This window comes from Mesorhizobium sp. M2C.T.Ca.TU.002.02.1.1 (assembly GCF_003997225.1).
The window spans coordinates 1-421 of the sequence record NZ_RZTO01001553.1 but is presented as its reverse complement, the minus strand read 5'-3'; the positions used below and the strand labels follow the sequence as shown (position 1 = coordinate 421).

The window sequence follows — 421 nt, the reverse complement described above, 5'->3', positions numbered from 1 at the left end:
GGATTGTCGAGATAGACCCACGCCTCGTCGAGCATGATCAGCGTGGGCCGTCCGTCGAACCGTTCCTCAAGTCGCTGGAACAGATAGGTAAGCACCGGCAGCAAAGCGCTTTGGCTGTGCATTAACTCCTCGGTCTCGAAACACTGCACATCCGACAAGGCCAGCCCATCATGATCGGCATCGAGCAGGCGGCCGAAGGGACCGTCGAGCGTGTAGGGCATCAATGCGGTCTTCAGCGCATTGGATTGAAGCAGGACCGAAAGACCGGTCAGTGTGCGTTCCTGCGCCGGCGCGGTGGCAAGGCTGGCCAGCGCTGACCAAATAGCCTCCTTCACCTCCGGCGTGACGGTGACGTTCTCGTGGGCAACAAGGCTGGCGATCCATTCGGCCGCCCAGCTTCGGCTAGCCTGGTCGTTGATGC

1 pseudogene is annotated in these 421 nt (G+C 61.0%); it reads right to left on the bottom strand.

Annotation, left to right across the window (positions count from 1 at the left end):
- Positions 1 to 421 (bottom strand): annotated as a pseudogene (locus tag EOD07_RS37240) (conjugal transfer protein TrbE); the annotation flags it as partial.